Origin of the sequence: Mesorhizobium mediterraneum (assembly GCF_002284565.1) — a bacterium.
GTDB lineage: Bacteria > Pseudomonadota > Alphaproteobacteria > Rhizobiales > Rhizobiaceae > Mesorhizobium > Mesorhizobium mediterraneum.
Genome location: NZ_NPKI01000046.1, coordinates 459151 through 467582 on the forward strand (window position 1 = coordinate 459151; position 8432 = coordinate 467582).

Here is an 8432-nt window from a genome sequence, read left to right on the forward strand (position 1 = left end):
GCGATTCTGCCTGGCGCGGTCGCGTCTTGCCGCGGGCAGCTGCAACCGGCGTAGGGGCGAGCAGGGCTGAGTGACGTCATTTGCCGGGCACGCCCGGGAAAAGTGTCATCAATTTCTGCTCGGCCGCCGCCCAGGCTCGGGCGTGGTAATGCCGCAGCAGCAGGATGCTTGTAACGAAAGCCAAAATTCCGGAAATAACCCCGAGCGACATTCCCGAGCCGATTACCGATGTTGCCACTATGCCCGTAAAGACGCCTGCGATCGCGCCGCTGATCGTACTCACCATGCCTGCGGTCGTCATGAAATACTGCAGGGGCGACGGGTTGAAGCCCTTGTCGACGAGCACCGCCGAGCGGTCATCATGCGTGGAATGGATGAGGTACTTTTGCATGATTGGCGCGATTTCGACGTAATAGTGCCGGATCCGCGCCATGCCACGAGCGTGCACCATATCCTCGATCGCAACCTGCACGGCGCGCACGAAGGTGACCAGACCGATGAAGAACAGGCAAGGCAGCAGGATCAGGCTGAACAGCACGAAAGGCATACCCATTTCCGTGACTTGCGCGACGAATGACAGAGCGATCGTTACGCTTGAGACCGACGTGAGGAACAGATTGGCGCGCTGGTTCGCTTCTTGAATCGTGGCTGCGCGGGCGGTCTGCAGCACGAAGTGCTCGGTTGTCATGCACTGCAGAACTTGCTGCGTGTTGTTGCTCTCTTTCGTCATTGCGTCCTCCTTGGCCGGCCCAACCACAACGCGACCAAAGGCGACTATGATCGGCCTGCCGGTTTTCCGCAGCCCACCGGGCGAAGCCGAGGGAGAACGTCGAGGAGTGCAAAGTGTTGCAAGGGAGCCTTCGGGTCGCAGTCGTCCGCGGCAGCTATCCGCCCTGCCGCAAGCCAAGTGTCGCGCTGCTCTGGGTGATCCGCTCCTCAAGAGGCGGCTGCTTCGGGCACGCCTTCCAAACAAAGCCATTTATGCTTTCGGGCAGGCCAATGGAGCATGATCGGGGGCGGGAATTCCGGGTCCTCCAGACAACCGACCGATACCGACATGGCATCCTTCAGCCCTTCTGCCCGCATGAAAACGACCGACCCGCACGTGGTGCAGAATGTCTGCTCCAACCATTGCCCCGACGAGCCGGTTCTGCGCCAGGATCTGGTCTCGCCTTTCAGGCCGACAAGGGCGGAGTCGGCGTAGATCGCCCGATACGAGAACGCCGTTCCGGTACATCGCTGGCACTCCAGGCAACTGCACGCATAGACGCGTCGCGGCTCTCCGGCGAGGACAAGCTCCACGCCCCGGCACGAGCAGGTCGCGGTTCTTCTCGTCTTGCCGCTATGCATTCGCTGGTTCCCGGCTCAGGCGCGGCGAGCCGTTTCGAAACAGGGGCGCGAGAGATGCGAAATCATCTTCCATGCGCCCGCGCGAAAGCGCCTGTCGAAAGATCATATCCATGGCGCGCGGCATAGCCGCGTCGAGACCTCGCTCCTCCCATGCCTCAAGCAGGTGCTGGAAGGCGCTGTAGTGGGCACCCAATGAGGCGAGGGTTGCGTCGTCGCCGGCAAAACGGCGCGCATTTGTTCTATCCACCACGTCGAACAGAGCGGCATCGACGACTGGCTTGAATGCGGAAAGATGGCTCCTGAACGTCTCCAGGTCGAGCCCTTCAGCCTCGGCGACAGCCATGCCCTGGAGTGCCCCGAAGAGCCCGCCCCACATCTGGGTGAGCAGAGCGGTATCGAGCGCAGAGGCCTGGCCAGGCAGCTCGCCGACATAGCTCGTGCCGCCGCCGAGCGCGAACAGCAGGGACTTGTGCTTCTCGTAAACGTCGCGGGAACCCGAATAAAGCAGCGCGGTCTCTGGTTTGCCTATAAAATCCGGAGTGGCCATGATCGCCCCGTCCAGATAGCCGGCATCATGCGCCTCCACCCAGCGCGCTTCTTCCCGTGCCAGACGCGGCGAGCCGGAGGTGAGTTGCACAACGGCTTTGCCGGCCAATGCCGAAGCGATGCCATCCCGCTTCAGCAAAGCATCGCTGGCGGCATAGTCGAGAACATTGATGATCACGATTTCGGCCGCCTGGATGCCAGCCTCCACGGAAGGGACGACCTTGGCGCCAAGGGCCGCCAATGGCTCGCACTTTGCCGCGGTCCGATTCCAGACCCACGTTGTGTAGCCGCGATCGAGCAGCGTTCGAGCAATGGACGAGCCCATTCGGCCCGCGCCGAGCACGCAGACATTTGATGTCATAATAACTTCTCCGATAGACTGATGGCCCTCTCGACGAGGGTCCGTTTTATGTTTGGCGCGCTCGATCCGAAGATATAAATTCTTGCTGCATTGAGAAGTACGCACCTTGAGGTAAGCTATCGCCATCATGACAGGAGCTGCCAAATGAGGCGCAAGGAACCAGACAGCTGCGGTTTTGCTGCCGCGTTGCAGGCCATCGGCGGAAAGTGGAAAACCTCGCTGCTATGGGAACTGCACCTGCGGCCATACCGCTTTGCAGAATTGCGCCGGTTGCTACCTGGCGTCAGCGAGAAGGTTCTCACGCAGCAATTGCGGCAGATGGAAGCCGACGGGCTCATCAGCCGGCGCGCTTATGACGAGGTGCCGCCGCGCGTGGAATACTCGATCACGCCGCTCGGCTTTAGTCTGAACGATGCGGTGACTGTCATGTCGGCCTGGGGCAAGCACCACGAGACATGGAAATCCCAGCGTAAAGCGGCCTGACGCGGGCATCGGCGTCGCGTCGGTTTAGTATCAACCGCGCGAGCGGCGGCCTCTCCTTTCAGTCGCGAAAGCGCAGCGCGTCGACGAGCACGGCGAAGGCCGGCGAGTTCTGCCTTCGGCTCGGATAGTAGAGGTGACAGCCCGAGAAGGGCGGGCACCAGTCGGCGAGCACACGGACAAGGCGCCCTTCCGCAATGTGAGCCCGCGCCTGATCCTCGGGCAGGTACGCCAGCCCAAACCCGGCCAGCACCGCGTTCAGCCTGAGCGCAGAGGTGTTGAAGACAAACTGCCCTTCCACCCGCACTTTGAGCTCGCGCCCGTTTTTCTCGAACTCCCAGGCGTAGAGTCCGCCATAGGTCGGCAGCCGCAGATTGATGCAGTCGTGCGCCGTCAGATCCTGCGGTGTCTTTGGTGGCTTGCGCCTGGCGAAATAGGACGGCGCGCCGACGACCGCCATGCGCATATCAGGCCCGATGCGCACGGCGATCATGTCCTTTGCCACCTGCTCGCCGAGACGGACGCCGGCGTCGTAGCGTTCCGCGACGATGTCGGTGAGGCCGTAGTCGACGATGATCTCGACCTTGATGTCGGGATAGTCCGGCAGGAGCCTCGCCAGCGCGGGCCAGAGGACCGTGTCGGCCGCGTATTCGCCAGCCGTGATGCGAATGGTGCCGGCGGGCTTGTCGCGCAGCTCGCTCAGCGAGGCAAGCTCCGTCTCGATCTCATCAAACCGGGGGCCAACATTTTGCAGCAGGCGTTCGCCCGCTTCCGTCGGAGAGACGCTGCGTGTGGTGCGGGTCAGCAGCCGGAGCCCGAGCCGCTCTTCAAGCCCCCGGATCGTATGGCTGAGCGCCGACTGCGAAACGCCGAGTTGCGCGGCCGCCCTGGTGAAACTTCGCTCCTTCGCCACAGCCAGGAAGGCAAGAAGGTCGTTGACGTTTGTGCGCGCCATTCATGAATCCACCTCATAACTTAATGCCCAATTCAGGCACTTAATTGCAAGGCCATGCACAAGCGCGGGGCCGGTTTTTTTATCTGGTCAGATGAAGAAGACGTTGGGCGGCCTATTTTTCCCGCATGGCTCGGCGGAAGTTCTGCGTGATCGGCTCGGCGAGGTAAGAAAGCACGGTGCGAGCACCTGTCCGGATCAGCGCCTCGCTCGACATGCCCGGCAGCAGTTTACGGCCCTTCAGCTTGGCGAGTTCGCTCTTGTCGATCAACACGGTTGCGGCGAAATACGGTGCGCCGCTGCGCTCCTCCACCATGCGGTCGGCCGACACGATCTCCACGACGCCGTCGAGTGGCGGCAGGTTGTAGCGGGCGAAGGCCGGGAAGCTGACACGCGCGGGCTGTCCGGGGGCGATCGTCTCGACATCCTCTGGTTTGACCATAGCCTCGACCACGAGTTGTTGTCCGAGCGGCACGACTGTCATCAATGTCTCACCGGATTTCACGACACCGCCCGCCGTGTGGACCTTCAGGTCCATGACGATGCCGTCAACTGGGGCGACGACATTGGTACGGGTAAGCACGTCCTTGGCGGAACGCTCCTCCTGTCTGAGGTCAAACAACTCCGCCTCGACCTTGCTCAACTCCTCGACGGCCTCGTTCAGCCGCACTGTGTTGAGGTTCAAAATTTGCATCTCAATCTCGGCCATGGCGCTTCTGGCACGAGCGATTGCCGCGACGTTGGTAGCGCGCTCCCCCTCTACCACCCGCTGTTGTCGTCTGAGCAACAGGTTCCTCTCGCGGGTGGTCAGCCCCTTCTTGAGCAGACTTTCAAGGTCTTTGGTTTCACCCTCGATCGCCTCGATCTGCTTGTCCTCGGTGACGATAAGTTCCTCTAGTCCCGTTATCTCTTCCTCGGTCTGGTGACGGCGCTGGCTGAGAATTTCCCGCTCGTCCTTCAAGTTGTGGTGCTTCGCCGCGAACACGTCACGCTGTGCGGCCACCGCGTCCTTTACGGCGGTGGCGGGGTCTGCGAGCAACGCCGGATCAAACTCGATCTCGGCCTTGCCGTCACGCTCAGTCCTGAGACGCGCGGCCAGCGCCTCACGCGTTGCTATCCGGTTCTGGATCAGGTCAAGCTGCGCCGTTGCCTGTGTGTTGTCGAGTCGGATGAGGACCTTGCCCGCCTTGACGATATCACCGTTGGCGGCGTTCAACTCCGCGATGATGCCGCCCTCGAGGTGCTGGATGAGCTTGCGGTCGCCGGCGACCTTGATAACGCCCGGAGCCACTGCGGCGCTGTCCAACGGTGCCAGCGCCGCCCAACCCCCCGCCACGCCGAAGAACAGGAATATGATCGCGAACCCGGTGCACGTCACGCCCGTGAGACGCAGGGGTACCGGTTCCAGCACGGAGGGTGGCGGGACGGGTAACGGCACGACGTTCAATTCTGGGGAACGGCTCATGCTTCTTTGACCTCTTTAATTTTTTTGACTTCCTTGACCACTTCGAGGGTTGGCAGCTGGGCTGCCTTTGGCATCTGGGCCACCTTGCCGGCGCGGTTGGCGAGTTCGTTGAAGACATAGTCGCGCGGGCCGAAGAGGTCTTGCTGGCCGCGGTTGAGGACCAACACCTTGTCGACCTTCTCCATGATGTTCGGGCGGTGTGCGATCAAGATGATGGTCGTTTTCGTGGCCTTGGCGATACCGATGGCGGCGGCCAGTGCGTCTTCGCCCTCTTTGTCGAGGTTGGAGTTGGGTTCGTCGAGGATAAGGAGCGCCGGGTCGCCGTAGAGTGCCCGCGCCAGCCCGATGCGCTGGCGCTGTCCGCCCGACAACACCGCGCCCGCCTCGCCGATCTCGGTGGCGTAACCCTTCGGCAGCCCCTTGATCAGTTCGTGGACGCCCGCCAGCTGCGCGGCGTTGACCACGTGCTTGAAGACCGCGGGGTTGAGCGTCGCGAAGCGGCAGATGTTTTCGGAGACGGTACCGGCGAAGAGCTCGATGTCTTGCGGCAGGTAGCCGACGTGACGGCCCCGGTCCTCCGCCGCCCATTGGGCGACGTCCATGCCGTCGAGCAACGCGCGGCCTGCGGATGGGCGCCAAGCGCCGGCCAACACTCGCGCCAGACTCGTCTTGCCGGCCGCGCTCGGGCCGATCAACGCCATCACTTCGCCCGGGTTGAGTTGGAAGCTGATTCCTTTCAGAATCGGCTCGCCGCCGCCCTGCCGGGCGAGTGCGATGTTCTCGGCCTCAAACTTACCTTTCGGGCGCGGCAACGGCAAGGCCGGCGTGGCCTCCGGGTGCTGTCCGGCGACTGCGACGAGACGTTTGTAGGCGTCGCGGGCCCCCACCGTCGCCTTCCACGTGCCGATCGCTTGTTCGACCGGGGCCAACGCGCGGCCCATCAGGATGGAGGCGGCGATCATGATGCCGCCGGAAGCCTCGTTCCGCAATACAAGATAAGCGCCGAGGCCGAGGATGGCGATCTGGAGGGCCTGACGGAAGGAGCGCGCGATGGCCGAGATGGTGCCGCCCCGGCTGCTGGCGCGGGAATGTCCCTCGTTCGCCTCGTCCTGGTGGACCTTCCAAATTTCGAGCAGGGGCTTCAACATGCCCATAGACTGCACGACCTCGGCGTTGCGGATCACGGCCTCAGCCTGCGTGTAAGCCCGCGACTGCGCGCTACCGGCCTCCGTCAGCGGCTTGCGTGTGGTGTACTCGTTCAGCAACGCCAGTGCGAACAATACAATCCCGCCACACAACGCCAGCCAGCCCAACCAAGGGTGCATGAGGAAGATAGCGGCGAAGAAGATCGGTGCCCAAGGCGCGTCAAGGATCGGGTAGATACTCGGGCTGGTGAAGAAATTCCGCACCTGGTCGAGGTCACGCAGCGGGCGGGAGGTAACCTGACCGGGCGCGGCGGCCGCGTACTCTACCGATGCGGTCAGGAGAACAGGCGCCAACCGCGCGTTCATCCACGTTCCGACTTTGGCCAGCAGGCGCTGGCGCACGACTTCCAGTGCCGCCATTGTCGCCAGCGCCGTCGCCGCCATCAACGTCAACACCACCAGTGTCTCCGTGCTGTGGCTGCCCAACACGCGGTGGTAGACCTGGAGCATGTACAGCGCCCCGGTCAGCATCAGCATGTTAATACCGGCGCTGAACCAGATAAGCGGCTTGACGGCGCGTCGGGCCTCTTTCATCACCACCTGCAGGGCAGGGGGCTGTTGGTTGGTTTTCATCATTTGGATGACATCTCGTGCAACAGATCGCGGGTGGCAGTACGGGGGCAGCATTGGCTGCCCCCGTTTGGTCAAGTGTCAGGCGACGTCAACAAGTATCTGCTGCGTCAAAGTCTGGTCCGCGTCCGCGTCCGCCACGTTGAAGGCGAAGACGAGGTCGGCGCTGATCGTCCCGCTGGTCTGCTGCACAAACCCGATGTCCACGATCTTCAGGACGTCGTTATCGGTCGTGTCCCATGCCGTCAGACCAGAGGTGGCATTGCTGTTACCGCCCGATCCGATGGCCCCGTTCAGGTTGATGGCGGTACCCTCCAGCCCATTGGCGCTCTGCATGATCTGCACGCCCTGGATCTGGAACGTCTCGGTGCCATCATTGTAGTCGTTGCTCTCCAAGATCAGGAGGGCATCGTTGTTATCGAGCGTGAACTCGGTGTTGTACGGGGAGGGCACATTGGCGTTGCCCTTGATCAGGTCCGAGTTCTGCACGTTGACGGCCCTGGTGATCTCATTGCCGTTGGCGTCCCTGAGATCGAGGATCAGGACCAGGTCCTCACTGCTGCCGATGCCGTCGAACTTGATCACGACCCCACTGGCAGATGTGGTCGGGTCAAGCCTCTCGGTGCCGCCCTCGGGAGCATTCGGGTTAACGTCGCCCAGGATGTTCTCCTGGAAGAACCGCAACGTCAGCACTTCACCCTTCTGGATCGTGTCACCGGCGACCCCGTTTGTCGCCCGGGTTGCAGACACCCAGTCTTCGTGGGCGTTGGTGATCATGTCGTGGGTGGCACCTCCGTTGTTGAACGTGGTGTCACCAACGGTCGCTCCGTCGCCGGTCGAGTTGAACCCGAAGCCGATCTGCTGGGTGGTCGAGTTTGCGGTGAACTGCACGAAGAACGGATCCGGATCGCCGTTCGGCGTCAGCTGCTCCGCGACGATCAGCGGGTGTCCCGTGTTGCCGGTGGGCGCTTTCGCCACCAACTCGCTGGTGTGAAGCACGTCGAAACTGAACCCGTCGATCACGTCGGTCAGGGTGACGGTGTAGGTGTCGGCAGCCTTGTCGAAGACAAGCGTGCCGCCCGCCGTAGCGTCCTGCACGCCAGCCGTGATTGGGTCCTTGTCGTAGTGGAACGAGAAGGCAAACGACGCAGATGTATCGGTCTCAGCCGTGCGGGTTGCGACCGCTTGGGTGATATTCGGGTTCTGCGCGTTGTCGACCGTGCCGGTCAGCGCGATCTGGGTGCCCGCCAAAGCACCGTTGGTATCGACAAAGTCGCTAACACCCGCCGCATACTCTGCGGCCGTGTGCTTGTCCGTCATGTCGTACCCGAAGGCTCCGGTAGCCGACGCGTTGAGCGTGTTAGCCAGCGTCTCGGGGGTTCCGGGGGCACCGGTCTGGTCACCGTCGAACGGTGCCGTGATCGTCGGATCGGTGTCGTTGAAGGTCAGCGACAGCCCCGAGCTCGCGCTTTGCGACGACACGACGTCGTCGTCGCCGTCCGT

At 62.6% G+C, this 8432-nt stretch carries 7 protein-coding genes and 1 pseudogene; 1 reads left to right on the forward strand and 7 read right to left on the reverse strand.

All coding sequences use genetic code 11. From position 1 onward, the window contains the following. Positions 1 to 76 precede the first annotated feature (76 nt). The 3 genes from CIT25_RS32785 to CIT25_RS32795 all read right to left on the reverse strand — a co-directional run bounded on the left by CIT25_RS32785 (position 77) and on the right by CIT25_RS32795 (position 2386). The gene (locus tag CIT25_RS32785) at positions 77 to 730 is read right to left on the reverse strand and encodes a hypothetical protein (RefSeq protein WP_095489208.1); all 654 of its coding nucleotides are present in this window, start codon (positions 728 to 730) and stop codon (positions 77 to 79) included. 206 nt (positions 731 to 936) lie between these two features. Next, positions 937 to 1350 (reverse strand): GFA family protein, encoded by a 414-nt coding sequence (locus CIT25_RS32790; protein WP_095489209.1) that lies wholly within the window; start codon positions 1348 to 1350, stop codon positions 937 to 939. Further along, complete coding sequence (locus CIT25_RS32795) at positions 1343 to 2386, reverse strand: NAD(P)-dependent oxidoreductase (RefSeq protein WP_245330101.1); 1044 nt, start codon at positions 2384 to 2386, stop codon at positions 1343 to 1345. The genes CIT25_RS32790 and CIT25_RS32795 overlap by 8 nt, the downstream gene beginning before the upstream one ends. Before the next feature lie 15 nt (positions 2387 to 2401). Between CIT25_RS32795 and CIT25_RS32800 the strand changes: the two genes are divergently transcribed. Continuing rightward, entirely contained in the window at positions 2402 to 2740 is a 339-nt protein-coding gene (locus CIT25_RS32800; RefSeq protein ID WP_065008584.1) for a winged helix-turn-helix transcriptional regulator, read from the forward strand. Between the two features lie 58 nt (positions 2741 to 2798). Here the strand turns inward: CIT25_RS32800 and CIT25_RS32805 are convergent, their stop codons facing one another. The 4 genes and pseudogenes from CIT25_RS32805 to CIT25_RS32820 form a co-directional block, all read right to left on the reverse strand. Continuing rightward, positions 2799 to 3692 carry a LysR family transcriptional regulator gene (locus tag CIT25_RS32805; protein WP_095489211.1) on the reverse strand — a complete coding sequence of 298 codons (894 nt, stop codon included), beginning with the start codon at positions 3690 to 3692 and terminating at the stop codon, positions 2799 to 2801. A 112-nt stretch (positions 3693 to 3804) separates the two neighbouring features. Further along, on the reverse strand, positions 3805 to 5154 hold the full coding sequence (locus CIT25_RS32810; protein ID WP_095489212.1) for an HlyD family type I secretion periplasmic adaptor subunit: 1350 nt from the start codon (positions 5152 to 5154) through the stop codon (positions 3805 to 3807). Beyond that, the gene (locus CIT25_RS32815) at positions 5151 to 6932 is read right to left on the reverse strand and encodes a type I secretion system permease/ATPase (RefSeq protein ID WP_095489274.1); all 1782 of its coding nucleotides are present in this window, start codon (positions 6930 to 6932) and stop codon (positions 5151 to 5153) included. Before CIT25_RS32815 ends, CIT25_RS32810 begins: the two co-directional genes overlap by 4 nt. A gap of 78 nt (positions 6933 to 7010) precedes the next feature. Next, positions 7011 to 8432: pseudogene (locus tag CIT25_RS32820) on the reverse strand (DUF5801 repeats-in-toxin domain-containing protein); the annotation flags it as partial.